17 protein-coding genes and 1 other RNA gene are annotated in these 20065 nt (G+C 60.8%); 11 read left to right on the top strand and 7 right to left on the bottom strand.

Translation table 11 applies throughout. The features are described from left to right. Window positions 1-4: 4 nt before the first annotated feature. Window positions 5-958, top strand: a complete 954-nt coding sequence (locus tag FHT87_RS17230) for an NmrA/HSCARG family protein (protein WP_183804015.1) — start codon at window positions 5-7, stop codon at window positions 956-958. A 1-nt stretch (window position 959) separates the two neighbouring features. Here the strand turns inward: FHT87_RS17230 and FHT87_RS17235 are convergent, their stop codons facing one another. Beyond that, window positions 960-1880, bottom strand: coding sequence for a LysR family transcriptional regulator (locus tag FHT87_RS17235; RefSeq protein WP_183803505.1), 921 nt, complete (start codon window positions 1878-1880; stop codon window positions 960-962). A gap of 590 nt (window positions 1881-2470) precedes the next feature. Here FHT87_RS17235 and FHT87_RS17240 point away from each other — a divergent pair. From FHT87_RS17240 to FHT87_RS17245, 3 genes are all read left to right on the top strand, one after another. Then, window positions 2471-4261 (top strand): ABC transporter ATP-binding protein, encoded by a 1791-nt coding sequence (locus FHT87_RS17240; RefSeq protein WP_183803508.1) that lies wholly within the window; start codon window positions 2471-2473, stop codon window positions 4259-4261. Window positions 4262-4549: 288 nt separating this feature from the next. Further along, window positions 4550-4702, top strand: coding sequence for an FAD-dependent oxidoreductase (locus tag FHT87_RS31545; RefSeq protein WP_348649374.1), 153 nt, complete (start codon window positions 4550-4552; stop codon window positions 4700-4702). 27 nt (window positions 4703-4729) lie between these two features. Next, window positions 4730-5821 carry an NAD(P)-binding domain-containing protein gene (locus FHT87_RS17245; protein WP_348649375.1) on the top strand — a complete coding sequence of 364 codons (1092 nt, stop codon included), beginning with the start codon at window positions 4730-4732 and terminating at the stop codon, window positions 5819-5821. 93 nt (window positions 5822-5914) lie between these two features. Here FHT87_RS17245 and FHT87_RS17250 read toward each other — a convergent pair whose 3' ends face one another. Together FHT87_RS17250 and FHT87_RS17255 are read right to left on the bottom strand one after the other, a co-directional pair. Continuing rightward, a complete protein-coding gene (locus tag FHT87_RS17250; RefSeq protein ID WP_183804018.1) occupies window positions 5915-7009 on the bottom strand; it encodes an AbrB family transcriptional regulator in 1095 nt (364 codons plus the stop codon). Window positions 7010-7161: 152 nt separating this feature from the next. Beyond that, on the bottom strand, window positions 7162-8064 hold the full coding sequence (locus tag FHT87_RS17255) for a LysR family transcriptional regulator (RefSeq protein ID WP_183736005.1): 903 nt from the start codon (window positions 8062-8064) through the stop codon (window positions 7162-7164). Window positions 8065-8155: 91 nt separating this feature from the next. Between FHT87_RS17255 and FHT87_RS17260 the strand changes: the two genes are divergently transcribed. The 3 genes from FHT87_RS17260 (at window position 8156) to FHT87_RS17270 (ending at window position 14515) form a co-directional block, all read left to right on the top strand. After that, window positions 8156-9208: an aldo/keto reductase gene (locus FHT87_RS17260; protein ID WP_183736006.1), complete on the top strand. Its 1053-nt coding sequence runs from the start codon at window positions 8156-8158 to the stop codon at window positions 9206-9208. A gap of 100 nt (window positions 9209-9308) precedes the next feature. Beyond that, a complete protein-coding gene (locus FHT87_RS17265; protein ID WP_183803511.1) occupies window positions 9309-10721 on the top strand; it encodes an FAD-linked oxidase C-terminal domain-containing protein in 1413 nt (470 codons plus the stop codon). Window positions 10722-10810: 89 nt separating this feature from the next. Then, window positions 10811-14515 (top strand): AsmA family protein, encoded by a 3705-nt coding sequence (locus FHT87_RS17270; protein WP_183803514.1) that lies wholly within the window; start codon window positions 10811-10813, stop codon window positions 14513-14515. A gap of 36 nt (window positions 14516-14551) precedes the next feature. On the opposite strand, the gene FHT87_RS17275 is transcribed toward FHT87_RS17270, so the two are convergent. From FHT87_RS17275 to ssrA, 4 genes are all read right to left on the bottom strand, one after another. Next, window positions 14552-14773 (bottom strand): ribbon-helix-helix domain-containing protein, encoded by a 222-nt coding sequence (locus FHT87_RS17275; RefSeq protein ID WP_183736009.1) that lies wholly within the window; start codon window positions 14771-14773, stop codon window positions 14552-14554. Window positions 14774-14855: 82 nt separating this feature from the next. Then, complete coding sequence (locus FHT87_RS17280) at window positions 14856-15044, bottom strand: DUF4169 family protein (protein WP_183736010.1); 189 nt, start codon at window positions 15042-15044, stop codon at window positions 14856-14858. A gap of 47 nt (window positions 15045-15091) precedes the next feature. After that, a complete protein-coding gene (locus FHT87_RS17285; protein ID WP_183736011.1) occupies window positions 15092-15601 on the bottom strand; it encodes an SspB family protein in 510 nt (169 codons plus the stop codon). 131 nt (window positions 15602-15732) lie between these two features. Continuing rightward, window positions 15733-16109, bottom strand: a transfer-messenger RNA (tmRNA) gene (gene ssrA / locus FHT87_RS17290). A gap of 114 nt (window positions 16110-16223) precedes the next feature. Between ssrA and FHT87_RS17295 the strand changes: the two genes are divergently transcribed. From FHT87_RS17295 to FHT87_RS17310, 4 genes are all read left to right on the top strand, one after another. Continuing rightward, window positions 16224-17018 carry a thymidylate synthase gene (locus FHT87_RS17295; RefSeq protein WP_183736012.1) on the top strand — a complete coding sequence of 265 codons (795 nt, stop codon included), beginning with the start codon at window positions 16224-16226 and terminating at the stop codon, window positions 17016-17018. 115 nt (window positions 17019-17133) lie between these two features. After that, window positions 17134-17802 carry a dihydrofolate reductase gene (locus FHT87_RS17300; RefSeq protein ID WP_183736013.1) on the top strand — a complete coding sequence of 223 codons (669 nt, stop codon included), beginning with the start codon at window positions 17134-17136 and terminating at the stop codon, window positions 17800-17802. A 193-nt stretch (window positions 17803-17995) separates the two neighbouring features. After that, the gene (gene hflK / locus FHT87_RS17305; protein ID WP_183736014.1) at window positions 17996-19093 is read left to right on the top strand and encodes an FtsH protease activity modulator HflK; all 1098 of its coding nucleotides are present in this window, start codon (window positions 17996-17998) and stop codon (window positions 19091-19093) included. A 3-nt stretch (window positions 19094-19096) separates the two neighbouring features. Next, the gene (locus FHT87_RS17310; protein WP_183736015.1) at window positions 19097-20056 is read left to right on the top strand and encodes a protease modulator HflC; all 960 of its coding nucleotides are present in this window, start codon (window positions 19097-19099) and stop codon (window positions 20054-20056) included. Window positions 20057-20065 lie beyond the last annotated feature (9 nt).

Genomic DNA, 20065 nt, shown 5'->3' on the forward strand with positions numbered 1-20065 from the left:
AACTATGTCAGCAAATGATAAGCCACTTATCGCAATTGTCGGCGCAACCAGTAAACAGGGCCGCAGCGTTGCAGCGACGTTGCTTCGCAGCGAACGTTTCCGCGTACGCGCCTTAACCCGTAAAAAAGATTCGCCTGAGGCTTTAAGTCTGGAGAAACTTGGAGCTGAGATTGTCACCGTCCCTCTCCAGCTTGGCTTCCAGAAGGATCGCGTTGCTGCCTTCGAGGGCGCGGATGGGGCATTTCTGATGACGCCGCCCGTCATGCCGCCGGAGACAACAGAGGCTCCGATCGGCCGCCAACTGGCGGATGCAGCGGTCGAGGCAGGCGTCGGCCATATTGTTTTCAGCACGCTCGAGAATGTCGACGCCATCTCCGGCGGGACGAAGTATGCTCCGCACTTCACCGACAAGGCGCGCGTTGCGGACCATATTCGCGGTCTGCCGATCTCTCATTCCTTCGTCATGCTGGCGTTCTTCTACACCAACCTTCTCGAATATTATCCGCCACGCATGGAAGGTGACACGCTCGTGATGCCGATCTATCTTCCTGAAGATTTTCGAGCGCCCTTTGTCGATCCGCTCACGGCGACCGGGCCGGTCGTTCTCGAAATTTTCTCAAATCCCGAACGCTACAACGGGAAAACGCTGCCCATCGTCGGCGATATCATCTCTCCGCGCGAGATGGTCGAAATTTTCCGAGAGGTAACCGGCCTCAGGGCAGAATATCGAAATGCTTTCACCAAGGGTGGCCTGCTGCAGTATTTTCCGGAGTTCGCCGCCAACGAGCTTTTCGTGCAAGAACTTCTGGGGATGGTCGAGTACGCTGTAGAATATGGTTATTTCGGTAGGGAGCGTGATCTGGAATGGAGCCGTCGCCTGAATCCCGATACTCTCGACTGGGAGCAGTATCTTCGGACTACGGGCTGGCGCGGCGACAAGCGATCTTTCGGGCTCTAAGTCACGATGGCCGGATTCCCGGCAGTTTGGAAATCTCGGCGACAAGAAAGTCGGTGAGGAGGCGAACGCGGGCAATGGCGGAACGCTCGGGCACGATGAGCAGGCTTAGCGGGACCGGCGACGGATGATGGTCTTCGAGCACGACTTCGAGCCGACCGTTTTCCAAGAGGTCGTGGACCAGCCAAAGGTGGGCGGGACCAATGCCGCGTCCTGCGGCCAAAGCTTCGCGCGCCGCAAGCCCGTGATCGACACGCAGCTTCCCGTTGACCGGAACCGTCAAATTCGCGCCATGGCGGGAGGAGAGAGCGATCTGATCGCTCCCGGCTATATTTGACATTATGATCGTTTCATGTCGCGAGAGATCGTCCGGGCGCTCCGGCCGCCCATGGATGGAGAAATAAGCGGGAGCGCCAACCAGCAGCCGATGGCTTTTTCCGAGCGCATGAAGCTTCATGGAGCTGTCGGTGAGAGGTCCAAGCCGGAGTGCCACGTCAACGCCTTCACGAACCAGGTCGATGCGCTCGTCGGTCAAGTTGAGATCGACGCTGATGTCTGGATGCTGGTCCTGAAACTCGAAGATGAGGCGGGTGATGTGCATCACGCCAAGCGCTGCAGTGCACGAAAGCCTGACAGCGCCCGAGGCCGCCCGACGGGCATTTCTGGCTTCCTCGGTAGCCTGCTCGACCAGGCGTAATACCTGAAGGCAGTTCGCATAATAGCGGCTGCCTTCGTCGGTAAGGGTCACGCGACGCGTGGTTCGGCTGAGGAGAGGCACACCGACTGCGCCCTCGAGTTCGTTGAGGTGCCGTGTCACGGTCGATTGACCGACGCCGAGTTCCCTTGCCACCGTAGACAGGTTGCCTCGTTCGGCAACGCGAACAAAAGTGCGCATTCTGTCGAGAGACAGCCCTGTATTATCCATTTTTCAGTACAATGACGTTCATTAGATCAATGTAAGGGATAACCGAGTTCGCGGCTAGCCAAGCATGGCCGGAACGGCGGAAACTCTTCCGGTGATCGCGCATGTGGATGATTGTCCGACTTAGGTGGAATTTTTTGCCAAGCCTGGCGGGGCCTTCAGCGGCCTTACGCGGCCAAGGCCAATAAAAACATGCCGTTACACGCCTGATTTCAGGAGCGGACCCATGCAATGCAGGTGAGGGACGTGGTTCTTTTGGACGCCGTGATGTTGTGTCATTCTCGCATCATTCTCCATAAAGTAGAAAAGATCCGGTTGGCAAAATCAAATTTGTCCGATACATAAACTCCACCGCTGCAGATCAAACAAAGGAGGCGTTGCATGGCATCAACATTCATCGAAGTCCTCCCGTCCGGAATGATCCGACACTAGGGCATTCCAATTCGCGGCCCGCCAGGGAAACGCGACATGCGGCTTTAATTTCGTTCACAGCTCGACCGATCTGCCGGGACCAGTTTGTCTCCCGCTCCGACTGTGCTCTTCAACTCTCAATTTTGGGGCCGGCCGCCGAAAACGGCGTCGGACTGGTTAAAATGGCTCGCAAAAAGCTCGATTTCCGTGCCGATGCGTATCGCAACGTCCTCGGTTTTGTTTTTCGTCAATGGACTCATCGCCCCGCATTGGTGGGCACTATTGTCCTGCTGGTTATTGCCAGCACGCTGGCCGAAGTCCTCGTGCCGGTGTTTTCCGGTGAGATCGTCGACACGATTGCCAGCGGCAATGCGGCTGGCGGTGCTATCCGCGCTTTCGCCGTGGTTGTGACCCTTGGCCTGACCAGCGTTGCATTGCGCTGGTTCATCTTCGACGGGATCATCCGGCTGACGCTGCGCATTATGGCTGATGTCGCCAATAACGGCTTCCACAAGGTGCAGCGGTTCTCGACGGACTGGCATGCCAATAGTTTCGCCGGTTCTACCGTCCGCAAGATCACCCGCGGCATGTGGGCGCTCGACGCCCTCAACGACCTGCTGCTGATCGCTCTGCTGCCGTCGATCGTCATGCTGGTCGGCGCCAGTATCGTGCTCGGCACCTATTGGCCGATCATGGGCCTGATCGTGGCTTTTGGGTCGCTTGTTTATATCGGTGTGACCGTCGCGCTTTCCATGGGTTTCGTGTCGCCGGCGGCAAAGCTTGCCAATGCCTGGGACACCAAACTCGGTGGCGCTTTGGCGGATGCCATCAGCTGCAACTCGGTGGTGAAGGCCTTCGGTGCCGAAAGGCGCGAAGAGGAGCGCCTGCGCCATGTGCTCGCCAAATGGGACAACCGCACGCGGCGGACGTGGAGGCGAGGGACGCTGAACGGCACGATCCAGGGCTTCATGATGGTCACCATGCAGGCCGGCATTCTCGGCACCGGTCTTGTCATGTGGCAGCAGGGGCTGGCGACAGCAGGCGACATCACCTTCGTGCTGGCGATGTTCTTCGTCCTGCAGGGTTATCTGCGCTCGGTCGGGCAAGATATCAGAAACCTGCAGCGCGCCGTTAATGACATGGAGGAGCTTGTCCTGCTCGACAAGACGCCGCTCGGCATCGAGGACAAGCCGAACGCGAAGGCGATCGCGATTGGCGAAGGTGAGATCGTGTTCGATCGCGTCACCTTCCAGTATGGCGCGCATCCGACGCCGCTCTATGAGGATTTCTCTGTTATCATCAAGCCGGGGGAGCGGGTCGGATTGGTGGGGCATTCCGGCTCGGGCAAGACCACTTTCGTCAAGCTCATCCAGCGCCTCTATGACGTGAACTCGGGGGCGATCCGGATTGACGGACAGGATATTGCCGAGGTCACGCAATCGAGCCTGCGTGGCCAGATCGCCATCGTGCAGCAGGAGCCTATCCTGTTTCACCGCACGCTCGCCGAAAACATCGCCTATGGCCGGCCGAACGCATCCAGGCGCGAGATCGAGAACGCGGCAAAGCAGGCGAGCGCCCATCGGTTCATCATGGACCTGCCGAAGGGCTATGAGACGATGGTGGGCGAGCGCGGCGTGAAGCTCTCGGGCGGCGAGCGTCAGCGTGTCGCCATCGCGCGCGCATTTCTCGCCGATGCGCCGGTGCTGATCCTGGACGAGGCGACCTCGAGTCTCGACAGCGAGAGCGAAGTGCAGATCCAGCAGGCCATGGAGCGCCTGATGGACGGCCGCACGACGCTTGTCATCGCCCACCGCCTTTCGACGGTGCGGGCGCTGGATCGACTGCTGGTGTTCGACAGGGGGATGATCGTCGAAGAGGGCGACCATCAAGCGCTCATCCGGCTCAACAACGGCATCTATCGCCGGCTGTTCGAGCGGCAGGCGCTCGAACTGACCAAGGGTCTGGTGGCGTGAGCCGAAGCACCGGCGCGCTGAAGCGCCGGTGCTTCATCTCCGCTTGCTCGACGCATTTTCGCGCAGGCCCCATGCCAGGTTTTGCGCAAGCCTGTGCTCCGGCCGATCAGGGCATGGCTCGGCGCCGGACCCAGGTCGACAGCTCGATCCGCAGGAGGCCGAAGCCCTGGAATACGGTGCAGCGATTTGTGTCGTATCGGGCGGGTTCGCCCTCCAATCCGGCTGGACTCATCGCAGCGGACAAGGCTTAATGCTGTGCGGGGAAGGCGGGATTGCAGAGGGGCGATCATGAAATCACCGCAGCAGATGGATGATAGTGTCGATGTTCTTGATGCTGTCGTCATCGGGGCCGGCTGGGCCGGCCTCGGCGTCAGCTACTGGCTGGCAAGACGGGGCTTGCGCCACAGGGTGTTGGAGCGCGGCCGCATAGGGGAGACGTGACGCACGCAGCGGTGGGATACCTTTCGGATGAATACGCCCAATGTGCAGACCGTCATGCCCGGCGACCGCTATGACGGCCCGGATCCCGAAGGTGCCATGACCCGCGACGAGTTTGTCGCTCTCCTTGAGGATTTCGTAGGGCGTAACGTGCTGCCGATCGAACCGGACACCGACGTCAGCGAACTCATGCACGAGCACGGCGCCTATCGGCTAGCCAGCTCTCGCGGCACGTTTCGGGCGCGCAACGTGATCGTCGCGAGCGGCAGCCTGAATTGTCCGGTGCGTCCGGCTTGGGCAACCGCGTTGCCGCCCGCACTCCGCCAGATCGACGCTTCCGGTTATCGCAACGCTCAGGATCTGCCCGAGGGGGCTGTGCTGGTGGTCGGGAGCGGCCAATCGGGCGCGCAGATCGCCGAAGAACTGGCGGAGGCGGGCAGAACGGTCTTCCTCGCTACCAGCCGCGTCGGACGGTTGCCGCGGCGCTACCGGGGCCGCGATATCATGGTGTGGCTGCTTGAAAGCGGGTTTCTCGATGTGCGGCGAGAGGAGGTCATTCGGCTTGCGGGACGTATCCCGCCGCGTGGCGTGCTCGGGTCGCTGCGGACGATCAGCCTTCAGGCGCTCAGCGCCCTGGGTGTAGTGCTGCTCGGGCGGTTCACCGGCGTAGAGGATGACGGCCGTCTCTCTTTCGCCGGCGACCTCGAGGCGAATGCGCGCTTCGCGGACGAATCCTCTGAAAACGTCAAACGTTATATTGACGACTATATCAGCCGCGCCGGCATCGATGCACCCGCTGCCGAGCCCGATCCGGCGGAGACCGTCGCAATGCGTCAGACGAACCCGGCGATCGGCTCGCTCGATCTATCTCTGTCCGGCATAACAAGCGTGGTGTGGTGCGCAGGCTTCAGGGGCGATTTCAGCTGGATGAGGCTTCCCGGCGCACTCGACAGCGCGGGACAGCCCGTTCACGCCGATGGCGTGGCCGCCCTGCCGGGTCTCTACTTCGCCGGATTGGATTTCGCCTCCACGCGCAAGTCGGGCATCATATTGGCGGTCGCAGACGAACCGGCTCGCCTTGTCGAACACATAGCAGCACATTCGCGATTGCCTGCGGCATAGTCCCGAAGCGCCCGGCCGGGGACCGGGGGCGCGGCCGCAGATCGCCTGCGGCCCGTTGCTGCGACCAAAAACACCGGCTGAAGGTTTCCAGACTCAAGCCGCGTTCTCCGTAAGGCCGGAGCGGCGGGCGATAAAGCGGGCGAGCGCCGGCCCGATCAGCAAAATGATCAGGAAGCGGCCGGTCTGCATGGCCATGACGAAGGGTACGTCGACATCGCTCGACGCGGCGATGATGGCGACGGAATCGGCGCCGCCCGGGCTGGTTGCGAGATAGGCGGTCAGCGGGTCGATGCCGGCGAATGTGTGAAGGGCGAACGCCATGCAGCCGCAGAGCGCCATCAGGATGATGATGGAGGCGGAAACGCGTGGCAGGGCGCGGGCGGCATGTTTGAGGATCGAGCGGGTGAAGCGCAGGCCGATGCTCCAGCCGATCAGTGCGTAGCTGAGCGCCAGGATCCAGGTCGGCAGCTCGATCGTCAAGAGGCCGAAGCCTTGCAGCACCGCGCCGGCAAACAGCGGCACCACGATGTTGCCGCCCTGGATGCGGAAGCGGAAGACGGCGTAGCAGCAGAGGGCGGCGAAGGCGATGGTCATGACGAAGGCCGGCCAGTCGACCGGCGGGAAGAAGATCACCGGCGGCGGCGCCTCACCATCGGCGGCGACCCAGAGGCGGGAGATGACGGAGGCGCCGACGGCGACGAAGACGACGCGCAGATATTGCATGAAGGCGACAAGGCGGGCATCGGCGCCGTAGGCTTCCGACATGATGACCATGGCCGAGGCGCCACCGGGCGTCGAGCCCCAGACAGCCGTCGTGCCGGGCAGAACCTGCCAGCGCGTCAAAAGCCAGCCGAGGCCGGCGGCGATGGCGATGACCGAGACGATGAAGACGAAGAAGAGCGGCGCGTCCTTCGCCATGGTGCCGATGATATCGGGCGTGATGTTGCGCGCCATCAAGAGGCCGACCAGCACCTGGCCGAACTGCAGCGGCCAGTAGGGGATGCGTAACTGCCCCTTGCCGACGGTGAGCGCCAGCCCGATCGCCGCGACCATCGGGCCAATCAGCAGCGAGGCGGGCAGGGCGAAGAGTTCGAGGAAAAGGACTGATATGGCCGACAAAACAAGCAGCAATGCCCATTTGGGCAGGCTCGCTTTCTGATGGAAGCTGCTTGCGTCCAAAACTGTGATCCCCGAACTTTTCGACCGGAGCAGACCCGAAGGCGGAGGTGGGAGGAGGCCCCGGCAATCTGAAGAGGCCGGCTGCGAGGGCCGGCAAGCGCAAGCCCGGTATAGGCGCGGGGCGCCCAAGGGGTCAATTGCGGAATCTGGCCTTTCTGGCTTTAAAGCCTGACGTGTCTTGCCAGGAAATCCAGCAGGGCACGAACGCGTGCCGGCAGTGGCCCGCCCTGGCCGATATAGACGGCGTAGAACTCTTCGACATCACCGGGATTGCGCTTTTCCAGCACAGGAACGAGGCGGCCGGCGGCGATATCGGCGCGCACGGTGAACTCGGTCATACGCGCAAGGCCGGCGCCCGAGAGCGCGAGATAACGCATGGCCTCACCATCGCCGACCTGCAGGCCTGATGTGAGCGGAAGGGAGATCGTCTCACCGCCATCGAGGATCGGCCAGCCCTCCAGCGCGCGGGCATAGGAAAAGCCAATGCGGCAATGATCGTGCAGATCGGTGGCTGAGTGTGGTTCGCCGCGTTGTTTCAGATAGTCGGGCGAGGCGACGATGGTCTTTCTGGCAGCACCCAGCTTGCGGGCAATCAGGCTCGATGTCTTCAGCGGGCCGGCGCGGATTGCGACATCGGCACGCTCTTCCAGAAGGTCGACCACCCTGTCGGTATGGGTGATATCGAGGGTGACATCCGGATGCTCGGCCATGAAAGCGGGGACCAGTGGCGCCAGAACATGATTGCCGAAGGAGCCGCTGGTGTTGATGCTGATGCGGCCGGCCGCCTGTTCGCCGGCCGAGGCAAAGCGTTCGGCCTCCGATATGTTGGCGAGGATTGCCACACTGCGCTCATAGAAGGCGCAGCCTTCAGGCGTGAGCTGCAGCTTGCGCGTCGAGCGGTTGACGAGGCGGGCGCCGAGCCTTGTTTCCAGCCGTGCGACCAGTTTGCTGACGGCGGATGGCGTCATGCGGCGCGCCAATGCAGCAGCAGAGAAGCCGCCGCGCTCGACGACGCTGACGAAGACTTCCATTTCGCCGGATCGATTGATGTCTTGACGGCTCATGATGAATTCAAATCACAGATGATATGCTCTGAGGCAATCTATATCACAGCGCTGGCCGGGTCTATCTCTTCAGAAAACAGGAGATTGGATCATGGAATACAGAAATCTCGGCGCATCGGGGCTCAGGGTGCCGGTGCTGAGCTTTGGGGCCGGCACTTTTGGTGGCAGCGGGCCGCTCTTCGGCGCCTGGGGTACGACCAATGCCGAGGAAGCGCGCCGGATGGTGGATATTTGCCTGGAGGCAGGCGTGAGGCTGTTCGATACGGCGGACGTTTATTCGGCTGGCGCGTCAGAGGAGGTGCTGGGGCAGGCGATTTCCGGCCGGCGCGATGCGGTGCTGATCTCGACCAAGACGGCTCTGCCGATGGGCGAGGGGCCTGATGACTGGGGCACCTCGCGGGCACGGCTGATCCGCGCGACCGAGGATGCGCTGCAGCGGCTCGGCACCGACTATATCGACCTCTTGCAGCTTCACGCCTTCGATGCCTCGACGCCGGTGGAGGAAGTGCTTTCGGCGTTCGACGCGCTCGTTGCGTCAGGCAAGGTTCGTTATGTCGGCGTTTCCAATTTCTCCGGCTGGCAACTGATGAAAGCGCTCGGTATTTCCGAGCGTTACGGCTACCCGCGTTATGTCGCGCACCAGGTCTATTATTCGCTCGCCGGGCGGGATTACGAATGGGAGCTGATGCCGCTTGCCGCCGACCAGCAGGTAGGGGCGCTGGTCTGGAGCCCGCTTGCCTGGGGCCGGCTGACAGGCAAGATCCGCCGTGGCGTGGCCCTGCCGGAGGGGAGCCGCCTGCACCAGACGGCTGAATATGGCCCGCCCGTAGATGACGAGAAGCTCTTCGATATTGTCGATGTGCTGGACGAGATTGCCGAGGAGACCGGCAAGACCGTCCCGCAGATCGCCATCAACTGGCTGATCGGCCGGCCGACGGTCTCAAGCGTCATCATCGGCGCGCGCAACGAGGATCAGCTCAGGCAAAATCTCGGATCCGTCGGCTGGAGTCTGACGGCGGAGCAGATCAGACGGCTGGATACGGTCAGTGCCGTGACGCCGCCTTATCCCTATTTTCCTTACTATCGGCAGGAGGGTTTTGCCCGGCTCAACCCGCCTGCTGTCCCTGCAACAAAGATGGGATGAAATCTTCCCTAATCTTGGCTGGACAGCCGCTTTGACTTGCCTCATACCCGGCCTGCTACAGATGCTGTAGCAGGCTGTGGAATGTAGGGAGATCAAGGGCATGGCGCTGCGCGACGCAAAGGCCGGGGTGCGAAACGAGGTGGGCATCGAAGCCGTCACCGGTATCCTGAAACAGCGCTTCGGAGAGCGCTTCCAGACCGGCCAGGCTTTTCGCGCCCAGCATGCACATACGACCACCTATATTCCCGCTCAGTTGCCCGACGGGGTGCTCTTTGCCGAGACGGCTGACGATGTGAAGGCCGCTGTGCGGGTCTGTGCCGATCACAAAGTGCCGGTCATCGGCTTCGGTACCGGCTCTTCGCTTGAGGGCCAAGTCAACGCGCCGAATGGAGGCATTTCCATCGATTTCAGCCGGATGAACCGGGTGCTCGAGGTCAATCCTGACGATCTCGACTGCACGGTCGAGCCCGGCATCACCCGCGAGGCATTGAACATCCATCTGCGCGATACCGGCCTGTTCTTCCCGATCGATCCCGGCGCCAATGCCTCGATCGGCGGTATGACCTCGACGCGGGCTTCCGGCACCAATGCCGTGCGTTACGGCACGATGAAGGACAATGTGCTTGCGGTGACTGCCGTCACCGCATCAGGCGAGGAAATCCGCACGGCGCGCCGCGCCCGCAAATCTTCGGCCGGCTACGATCTGACACGGCTTTTCGTGGGCGCTGAGGGAACGCTCGGCATCCTGACCTCGGTGACGCTGCGCCTGCACGGCATTCCGCAGAAGATCGCCGGAGGTGTGTGTGCTTTCCCGAGCGTGAAGGCGGCCTGCGATGCCGTCATCATGACGATCCAGATGGGCATTCCGGTGGCACGCATCGAGCTCGTCGATGCGCTGCAGATGCGCGCCAGCATTGCCTATGCCGGCCTTCCCTATAAGGAGAGCCCGGCGCTTTTCCTCGAATTCCATGGCACGGATGAAACGGTGGCGCTGCAATCGGCCGCCTTCGCCGAGATCGCGGCCGAATGCGGCGGCGGCGAATTCAAGTGGACGGCAAGCCCGGAGGAGCGCACCAAGCTCTGGAAGGCGCGCCATGATGCCTATTGGTCGGTGCGCGCGCTCGCACCCGGCCTTGCCGTACTTTCGACCGATGTTTGTGTTCCGATATCGCGGCTTGCGGATTGTGTTGCCGAAACGCAGGCGGATATCGAAGCAAATGGTTTGCTGGCGCCGATCGTCGGTCATGCGGGCGACGGGAACTTCCATGTGCAGCTATTGTTCGACGACAAGAGTGCCGCGGGAATCGCCACGGCTGAGGATTTTGTCGCCCGGCTGAACGCGCGGGCGCTGGCAATGGACGGGACATGCACCGGCGAACATGGGATAGGACAGGGGAAGATGGCATTTCTGGAGCAGGAGCTCGGCGGTACGGTGGATCTGATGCGCCAGATCAAACGCTCGCTCGATCCCGACAATATCTTCAATCCCGGCAAGATTTTTCATCTGGGCTGAAAATGGAACAATCTCATGATCTTGGCCCTTGCCCCCTGCATGAATAGCGCTAGTGTCGGCAACAGAATCCCGAATGGAGAATCCCTGACTTGGTAGGCCGGTTCCTCGTCTTTCTAGGAGGAGTGATCGTCGTAGTGCTCTTCGTGGCGCTGCTGGCACCGCTGTTCATCGACTGGACGGATTTCCGGATGAATTTCGAGGATCAGGCAAGCCGCATCATCGGCAAGAAGGTGACGGTGCACGGCACGGTCGACGCACGGCTTCTGCCGTTTCCGTCCGTGACGCTGCATGACGTGCGCGTCGGCCAGGAGGAGGACGGCAAGCCGGTCGTGCAGGTCGAGCAATTCTCCATGGATGCCGAGCTTGCGCCTTTCCTTTCCGGCGAGGCGCTGATCTTCGACATGCGCGTCGTCAACCCCAAGGTGCGGCTGCGGCTTCTGAAGGACGGCTCGCTGGACTGGATGCGCGGCAGCCAGCCGGAAATTCCGGCCAAGACCGTCGTTCTGGAAAATGTGCATGTCAGCGGCGGCGAGATCGAATTCGTCGACGACCAGTCCGGCCGTTCGCGGCATGTGACGGGGCTCAATGCCGAGATGTCGGCGAAGTCGCTCGCCGGTCCATGGCGCATCGAGGGCGACGGCGCGCTCGACGGCGAGCATGGCAGCTTTTCGATCTCCAGCAATCAGCCGGACGAAAACGGCGTGCTGCGCGCACGCACCCGGCTCGCGCCTGACAAACATCCGGTTACCATCGATCTCGACGGCGAGCTGAAGCTGGTCGACAGCCGGCCGAACTATCAGGGCACGCTGTCTGCGGCGATTGAAAACCGCGAGGGCAAGACTGAAAAGGGAGAGGCACCGCCGCCGCGCCTCAAGGGCCGTTTCGAGCTCACCAACGACCGCATCCGCATTCCCGAATATCGCATGGAAGTCGGCTCGACCGACGACCCCTATGTGATCACGGGCGAAGCGACGCTGGACACCGGTACGGCGCCGGAATTCCTGCTGACCGCCGATGGCCAGCAGATCGACGTCAACCGTATCGGCAACCAGGGGGCGGCTGGCAAGACCAATCGCGATCCGGCGGTTTCGGCGCGCCAGAGGCTGAATTCGCTGATCGAAATCATCGGCCAGGTGCCGATCCCGCAGGTGCCCGGCAAGGCGACCGTGCGCCTGCCTGCCATCGTTGCCGGCGATACGACGATCCGCGACGTGGCATTGGAACTGCGGCCCGCCGGCAATGGCTGGATGATCGACAATGCCGTCGGCACGCTGCCCGGCCGCACGCAGGTGGAAGGCAAGGGCAAGCTGACGCTCATTGGCGATCCGTCCTTCAACGGCCAGATGGTCGTCGCCTCCAACCAGCCGACCGGACTTGCCTCCTGGCTGTCCGGATCGGTCGATCCGGCGATCCGCCAGCTCAGGCAGGCCGGTTTCTCCGCCAATGTCAGCCTGACGCATGATCTGCAGCGTTTCGAGAACCTGGAGATCGCAATCGGTGCTGCGACGCTGAAGGGACGGCTGGAGCGGCAGGCGATCGAGGGCCAGACACCGTCGCTTTCCGTCGCACTGAATGGCGATGCGCTCGATCTCGATGCGCTGCGCGCCCTGACCGGCCTTTTTACCGGGCAGGATGTCGGCGACAACGTGCTCGACCACAAGATTGCTGCACAGCTCACGGCGGACAAGTTCACGGCCTTCGGCGTGCAGGCCGATAATGTCGAAACGACCTTTACGCTTGCCGACGGGGCGCTTTCCGTCGACCATTTGTCGATCAAGAACCTTGCGGGTGCCGAACTGACGGCGACGGGCAAGGCGGAGGGATCGCTGCTTGACTACAAGGGCACCGGCGAGATCACCTTCAAGGCCGCCGATCCCGGCCCCTTCTTCGCCATGCTGCGCGAGCACCTGCCGCATCACCCTGTGATGGATCGGCTGGTGCGCAATGCCGGCTGGTATGGCAACACGGCGCTGCGTGGCGCGGTGACGCTGGGCGGCGATGACGACAATGCGCTGGCGGTGACGCTGGCTGGCGTTTCGAACGGCAGCCGCGTCAATCTCGATTACCGCATGTCCGACCTTCTGGCGCTGACCGGCAACGGTACGACGACGCTGGAGGCGACGCTCGACAACGCCGTCCCGTCGATCCTCTTCGGCCAGGCGGGTCTCGATCCGCTGCCGGTCGATGCCGGCGCCAACGGCCGCATGACGCTGAAGGTAACGGCAGCGGGCAATGATCCGGCCGATGCCGCGCTGACCTTCGCCACAGACCGGACCTCGTTCACGGCGAACGGCAAGGTCGATGTGCGGCCCGACAGCTTCATGAACGGCAATGTCGCCGTCTCGCTCGAAAGTGCGGATCTCGACCCGTATCTCGTCATGATCGGTATTGCGCTGCCCGATCTCGGCACCGGACTGCCCTTCAAGCTTCAGACCAATGCGACCATCGATGCCGACAAGGTGGTGCTGGCCGATCTCAACGGGCACGCGGCTGACAATGAGTTCGCCGGCGCTCTGACCTTCGACCGCAAGGCGGCAAAGACGGCGGCGAGCGGCACGCTTGCGCTTTCCAAGGCCGATCTCGGCTGGCTTGGCGAGGCTGTATTCGGCCAGATCAACGATCCATCCAACGGCCAGCTAACGACGGCAGCACTCGGCCAGCCGCTTTTCCGCGATCTCGACGTCAATCTGAAGCTCACCGCCAAGCAGTTCTGGCCGGGGCTTTTCAGTACGGCTGTCAATGATTTCACCTCCGATGTCGCCTACAAGGGCGACGAACTGCAGCTCAACAACATGGCCGGCAATTGGGACGGCGGCGCGCTTTCGGGCAATATGCTCTTTACCAATGCCAACGGCACGGGTTTCCTGCAGACGCGGCTGGCGCTTGCCGATTCCGATCTCGCCGGTGTCGTCTGGTCGCGCGACGGTGCGCCTGTCGCCAACGGCAAGTTCGGCATGTCGCTGTCGCTCGAAGCTTCGGGCAAGACGGTTGCGGAAATTGCGAGCTCGCTGAACGGCTCGGGCGAAATCCGGCTCGGCGAGACGAGCGTTCGCGGGCTGAACCTCGCGATCCTGGCGCCGCTCTTGGCCGCCACCGATCCGATGCAGGATCAGATCAATGCCGGCAAGATACATCCGATCGTCGAGACGCTGCTGAATAATGGCGAGGCGAAGCTGCCGCCGCTCGGCATTCCCTTCAACGTTACGGACGGCACGCTGCGGGTCCAGAATGTCAGCGTCGCCAACGATCTCGCGCGTCTGACAGCCGATGCGCAGATCGAGCTGCCGCAGGAGCGTATCAGCGCGACGCTTGGTATCAACCTCAATCCGGGCGCGGAGGCACTGTCGGGCGGGGAGCCGGGCATCCGGCTGAACTTCTCCGGCCTGCTCGCTTCACCCGGCAAGACGATGGATGTGACCGATATCACCAGCTTTCTCTCGCTGCGCGCCTTCGAACGCGAGCGGCGGCGTGTCGAGCGGCTGCAGGCCAATGTCCTGGAAAAGCAGCGACTGCGGCGCGAAGTGGCGCTCTATCGCTTCAATGATGCCCAGCGCGTTGCGGCTGCTGAAATCGAGCGGCAGCGAAAGGCCGAGGAAGAGCGGCTGCGGGCGCTCGCACAGCAGGCTGCCGAGCGCAAGGCCGAAGCCGAGGCCAAGGCTGCCGCCGAAGCGAAGGCCAAAGCGGAAGCGGAGGCACAGGCGAGGGCTGCTGCAGAGGCCGAGGCCGCACGCCGTTCTGTGCCGCAGCCCGGGCAACTCAATTTCGACCAGGTGCCGGGCATCCAGGCACAATAATTCCGGCCAGCAAAAAGGTCGGCCTAACAGGGCTGTTCAAGCTCCTGCGGCGCCGTTTTTCAACCAGCACAGGACATGAAGGCGCAGTGCCGAGGAGAGATTGCTCTCAGCCGGCCTGTTATCGTCTATTTCCGATATCAACGCTGCAAGCGGCATGGAACGACTTGCTGCGATTGTCTTCAGCTCCATCCAGAATTCATCTTCCAACGAGAAGCTTGTGCGATGCCCATGCAGTGTCGCCGAATGTTTACGGATCATCGGGCTCACCATGTCTTATTGAGAAAGCGATTCACTTGGGAACCGCAACTGCTTGATCACGCATGCTTTTATGTCGGCACGATCAAGTCTTGTCTTTTTCGAGCCTGCCCTGATCGAGCGCCTTTTCGGCTTTCTCGTTGAGGGCCTTGGTCAATTGCTTCTCGGCCTTGGTGCGCCCATGGGACACACGGTTCTGCTCAGCCCGTATTTCCTTTTCGGAACGGGCCTGCTTCTTGCGGAACTGGCGCAGATTGACGATTTCGGCGCTCATTCGGTTCTCTCCATGAAAAAAGGGAGGCTTTCGGCCTCCCTTTGACATCACTGCTTCTTGCGGAAAGAGTCGAGTGAAACGACGGAGCCTGGTTTTTTTTCTTCGCCGTCGGCGGGCTTTGCGGCCGCATCCTCAGTCTTGGCCGCGTCAACGGGATAGGCGGTAATTTCGGCTGCCGGCAACTCCTCGCCGTCACTCAGTGGCACGTCGAATTCCAGCTCGAAATTGACCGAGGGATCGTAGAAGCCTCTGATGGCGTTGAAGGGGATGACGAGCTTTTCCGGCACGTCGGAAAACGACAGGCCAATTTCGAAATGGGATTCGGTGATTTTCAGTTCCCAGAACTGGTGCTGGATGACGATCGTCATCTGCTCGGGATATTTGGACTTCAGATGCTGCGAGATGCGCACGCCGGGGGCGCCGGTCAGAAACGTGATGAAGAAATGATGGTCGCCGGGCAGCCGGCCCGTCGTTGCGACTTCAGTCAAGACTTTGCGGATGACGCCGCGCAACGCGTCCTGTGCCAGAATGTCGTAGCGGATGTGATCCTGCCCCATGCTTTTCCTGTCTTTCGTCGGTTTCGAAGTCTTTTCACGAACTTGTATGGCACGAACAGGCGCTTTGGGAAAGGCGCAAGCCGATTCATACTTTCATCAAGCATACATGATTTCGTCGAAAAAGGGGAGAAGGTGAAGGCTTCTGTTGCCAGGTGCCTTCGGACCCCGCCTTACGGGGCTAACCGTAAGGGCTTAGAGCGGAATTCCCGCACCGCCGTTAGGCAGCGAGAGCGTATTCCTTAGCGTTGTTGTCGTTTGCAACTACACTTGTGACCCGATAACGGCGGTATCATGCCGAGCGAAAAGTCGATCTTTACACCCTTGTCGATCCTATTTCGCCCCCATCAAAAGCAGGCCATTCTCCAAAAGGATATCCGCCTGCTTTTGGTGGAGGCGCCGGGTACCGCCCCCGGGTCCAATAGGTTTATTCCACCGCCCGTTTATCGCCATAGCCGGCCCGAAAGCCAGCATGGGTGATATAGTGTTTTTGTGATCGCAAGGGAAGGGGATACGTCACAAAAGCGTCGTGCTCTCCAGCGATTTAGCTTGGATAATCAGCAAGACGCATTGGTTTGCGGCCGCTTTGCCCTTAAATTAGGTGCAAAAGGAATCAGTGGCGACCATGAAGCAATATCTCGACCTCTTGAGCCATGTGATGGAAAACGGCACCGACCGCGGCGACCGCACGGGAACCGGCACGCGTTCGGTCTTCGGCTATCAGATGCGCTTTGATCTCGATGCCGGTTTTCCGGTGCTGACGACGAAGAAGCTGCATTTGCGCTCGATCATCTATGAGCTGCTGTGGTTCCTCAAGGGCGAGACCAATATCGGCTACCTGCATGAAAACGGCGTCAGCATCTGGGACGAATGGGCCGACGAGAACGGCGATCTCGGCCCGGTCTACGGCGCTCAGTGGCGCTCCTGGCCGGCACCGGACGGCGGGCATATCGACCAGATCGACAATCTCGTGAAGGGCCTCGTCAAAAACCCGAATTCCCGCCGCCACATCGTTTCGGCCTGGAACCCGGCAGAAGTCGATGACATGGCGCTGCCGCCCTGTCATTGCCTGTTCCAGTTCTACGTGGCCGACGGCAGGCTTTCCTGTCAGCTCTATCAGCGCTCGGCGGATATTTTCCTCGGCGTCCCCTTCAATATCGCTTCCTATGCGCTGCTGACGATGATGGTGGCGCAGGTGACCGGGCTGAAATATGGCGAGTTCGTCCATACGCTCGGTGATACGCATCTCTACCACAATCATTTCGAACAGGCGAAGCTGCAGCTGGCGCGCCAGCCGAAGCCGCTGCCGCGCATGCTGATCAAGCGCGACGTGAAGGATATCTTCGATTTCGTCTATGAGGATTTCGAACTCGTCGGTTACGATGCCGATGCCAATATCAAGGCGCCGATCGCCGTTTAAACCTTCTGATTTTAACTTGCAGTGCATGCGTCCGGGGACTATGGACGTTTGGTTCGTAGTCGACGGGTAGATTGTGCGGTCTAAGTTAATGAAAAAAAACGAGAAGAGGGTGCGGATGCCTTCCGCCGCATCTATCGTTGCGCGCAGTTATCCCGACAAGATAATTGGTATCGAAAATACACTCCCGTGGCATCTGCGCACGGACCTGCAGCTGTTTAAGCAGCGCACCCAAGGTCATGCTGTGATTATGGGGCGTAAAACCTTTGACTCTATCGGCAAACCCCTGCCTAAGCGAACCAATATAATCTTATCTCGCACGGAGCCGACGTTTCTCCGTGAGTTTCCTAGTCTAAAATGGGCGAGAGACCCTGAGACTGCGTTGCTTTTGGCTGATATCGAGTCGATAATTTCTGGCAATATGAAGTTTTTTGTTATTGGCGGAGATCAGATTTACAGGGTATTTGAGAAATTTATTAACAGTATATTTGTTACAGACGTATTTTGTGGAAATATAAACGGTGATGCCAAGTTTGAACTTGATTTCGGTGAGAGAGATGACGGCGCAAAAACCGAATGGATTGTTAGATCGGAAGACGATTTTCCAAAGACAGAATTCGACCAGTATCCATTTCGGATAACCCATTACGTTCGCCGTAAGCCTTTCCACCGATATCGTGTGAAAGAGGAGCTTATGGGGCGGGAGCCTGATTTTGCTGTCCTGCTTGAGCGATATGAGGCCAAGCTGGAGCTAGACGATACCAATCAGCTGGATTTTTTTGAGTAAGCCGACTGGTGAGTTGTCCGGGCAATTGCACATGGCTAACGGTCCTAAAAGGAACTATTTTCCAATTATATTGACCAAGTTCCTGACACCGCGTTGAAAGCCGGTGCGGCGATACCTATAACGGTCGGATCGCATCCGCCGGCAGCCCCCACGGCGGTCGGATGTGTATGACGTAACGAACAATGAGGTTTTGATGCCCTGGAGCAATCAGAATGGCGGCGGCGGCCCTTGGGGCGGCGGCGGCGGTAACAATCAGGGACCATGGGGGCAGGGGCCGAACCGTCCACGCGGCGGTGGCGGCGGCAAGGGCGGTCCGCCCGATCTGGAAGATATTATCCGGCGCGGGCAGGACCGGCTGCGCGGCTTCATTCCAGGTGGTTTCAACGGCGGTGTCGTTGCGATCATCGCAGCGATCGTTGCGATCTTCTGGCTTTTCCAATGCATTTACGTCGTCCAGCCGGACGAACGCGGCGTTGAGCTGCGCTTCGGCGAGCCCAAGCAGGAGATTTCCCTGCCGGGCCTGCATTTCCATTTCTGGCCGGTTGAAACCGTCGAGACGGTCAAGGTGACGGTGCAGCAGTTGAACATCGGCGCGACCACGGCAGGCTCTTCGAGCGGGCTGATGCTGTCGAGCGACAAGAGTGTCATCAACGTGCAGTTCGCGGTCTTCTATACGATCAGTGATCCCAAGGCCTATCTTTTCGGTGTCGAAAATCCGGCCGAAACGCTGCAGCAGGTTTCCGACAGCGCCATGCGCGAAGTCGTCGGCCGGCGTCCGGCACTGGACGCATTCCGCAGCAACCGCCAGCCGATCGAGACGCAGGTTCTCAACATCGTTCAGGATACGATGAACCGGTACGGTGCGGGCATTACCGTGACCGGCGTGACAATCCAGAACGTGGCGCCGCCACGCGAAGTCGCCGACTCCTTCGAAGAAGTGCAGCGTGCCGGCCGCGACCGCGACAGCACAATCGAGGACGCTAACCGCTATACGAACCAGAAGCTCGGTCAGGCACGAGGCGATGCTGCCCGTATCCGTGAAGACGCAGCCGCCTACAAGGATCGCGTCGTCAAGGAAGCGGAAGGTGAAGCCCAGCGCTTTACAGCCATCAATGACGAATATTCGAAGGCTCCCGACGTGACGCGCAAGCGCCTGTTCCTGGAAACGATGGAACAGGTCCTGAAGAACTCCAAGAAGGTCGTGATCGACGAGAAGCAGGGCGTCGTACCCTACCTGCCGCTCAACGAGATCAATCGACCGGCGGCAGCACCGGCACAACGGGGAGGTTGAACCATGGTATCGAACAGACTTCCCTTTATCCTGATCGCGCTCGCGGTCCTTCTCGTCATTCTTTATTCGTCGATCTTCGTGGTCAATGCGCGCGAGCAGGCGATCGTCGTCCGCTTCGGCCAGATTCAATCGGTGAAGACAGAGCCCGGCATCTATTTCAAGCTGCCGTTCGGCTTCATGGATGCCGACCGCGTGCAGTTCGTGGAAAAGCGGGCGCTCAGGCTCGACCTCGATAATATCCGCGTTCAAGTTCAGGACGGCCAGACCTTCGATGTCGACGCCTTCGTGATCTACAATATCTCGGATGTACGCCGCTTCCGCGAAACGGTCTCGGGCGACCGCGACGCTGCCGAGGCGCGGCTGCGTGCGCAGCTCGATTCCTCGCTTCGTCGGGTCTACGGTTTGCGTGACTACAACGCAGCGCTTTCGGAAGAGCGCGTGGCAATGATGCTCGAAATCCGCGACGATCTTCGCACCGATGCCGAAAATCTCGGCCTGCATATCGATGACGTCCGCATCCGCCGGACGGATCTTTCGCCGGAAGTGGCTCCGAACACCTACAACGCCATGCGCTCCGAGCGTCTGGCCGAGGCCGAGCGCATCCGCGCCGAGGGTAACGAAGAGGGCCAGCGTCGCCGGGCCGTCGCCGATCGTCAGGTCGTCGAAATCACCGCCGACGCGCAGCGCGATTCGGAAATCCTGCGCGGTCAGGGTGATGCGGAGCGCAACCGTATCTTTGCCGACTCCTTCGGCAAGGATCCGGCCTTCTTCGAGTTCTACCGCTCGATGGCCGCCTATTCCGCGGCACTTTCCTCGCAGGATACGACATTGGTGCTTTCGCCGACGTCGCAGTTCTTCCGCTACTTCGAGAATGCGGACGGCAATCCGGCCCCGGGCCAGACCGGTGGCCTCGTGCCGCCTGCGGCCGCGCAGCCGACCGCTCCGGCACAGCCGGCGAACTGACGACAGGCT

The sequence above is a fragment of the Rhizobium sp. BK316 genome, assembly GCF_014193695.1.
Classification (GTDB): domain Bacteria; phylum Pseudomonadota; class Alphaproteobacteria; order Rhizobiales; family Rhizobiaceae; genus Rhizobium.